This is a genomic window from Fischerella muscicola PCC 7414 (assembly GCF_000317205.1).
In the GTDB taxonomy this organism is placed as follows: domain Bacteria; phylum Cyanobacteriota; class Cyanobacteriia; order Cyanobacteriales; family Nostocaceae; genus Fischerella; species Fischerella muscicola.
The window spans coordinates 1-1132 of record NZ_AJLK01000221.1 but is presented as its reverse complement, the minus strand read 5'-3'; the positions used below and the strand labels follow the sequence as shown (position 1 = coordinate 1132).

1 protein-coding gene is annotated in these 1132 nt (G+C 41.3%); it reads left to right on the top strand.

Features of this window, described 5'->3' with window-relative positions; translation table 11 throughout:
- Positions 1-1132: KR prefix domain-containing protein (locus UYI_RS33905; protein ID WP_035139136.1), on the top strand; the 1132-nt coding region annotated here is incomplete at both ends.

The following is a 1132-nucleotide window of genomic DNA, read 5'->3' as shown; positions in this document are numbered from 1 at the left end:
ACCACAAAAACAACAACAGCATCACCATCCTACCCCTGTTTCACTTGCCAAAAAATCAGACATTTCCCAGTGGTTCTACATACCTTTCTGGAAACCATCTTTACTACAACCACAGCTTGAAGTTGAACAAGCAACGCCAAAATCTTGTGTTTTGCTGTTTGTTGATGAGTGTGGCTTGGGTAACAAACTCCTAAGACAACTCCAACAACAAAATCATGATGTCATCAGTGTCCTAGTTGCACATAACTTGACAAAGTTAAACGAGTCTGAATATACCCTCAATCCTCAACAGCCTGGTGATTACGATGCCTTAATCCAAGAACTTTCCAGACAACAAAAGTTACCAAAAAAGATTGTTCATTTGTGGAGTGTCACACCTGGTTGTCAACAACAATTAGAATTTGAAAAAGTTGAACAAGCTCAAACAACGGGATTTTACAGTTTACTATTTCTGGCGAAAGCTTTGGGAAGACAACAAACGAATGATGATTTTGAAATTACTGTTATTTCTAACAATCTCCAGCCAGTAACACCAACTGAGTTAGTTTCTCCAGAGAAAGCTACTTTAGTTGGAGTAATTAAAGTTATTCCCCAAGAGTATGCAAATATCACCTGTCGCAGTATTGATGTGACTGTGCCTGCACCAGGCAGTTGGCAAGAACAAAAACTTGTGGAAAGTTTGCTTGGGGAATTGAGTATTTCTAGTTGTGAGAAAGTGATTGCTTACCGAGGTGGTAATCGCTGGGTACAATGTTTTGAGCCGGTGCGCCTTGAGCAGGCTAAGAGTAATACACCACGATTGAAACAAGGGGGAGTCTATCTAATTACAGGTGGAGTTGGAGGTATTGGACTTGTTTTGGCTGAGTATTTGGCACAAAATTACAAAGCGAAACTGGTGCTGATTGGACGAAAAGCTTTTCCTAACCAACAGGAGTGGTCTGAATGGTTATTGACTCACGACCACAATGACAGCATTAGCTGCAAGATTCGTAAACTTCAACAACTTCAACAGTTGGGTGCAGAGGTTTTGGTTTTGGCTGCTGATGTTACTGATTTACAACAAATGCAGCAGGCGATCGCTTCTGCACATTCCACTTTTGGACCACTCAATGGGGTTTTCCATGCGGCTGGA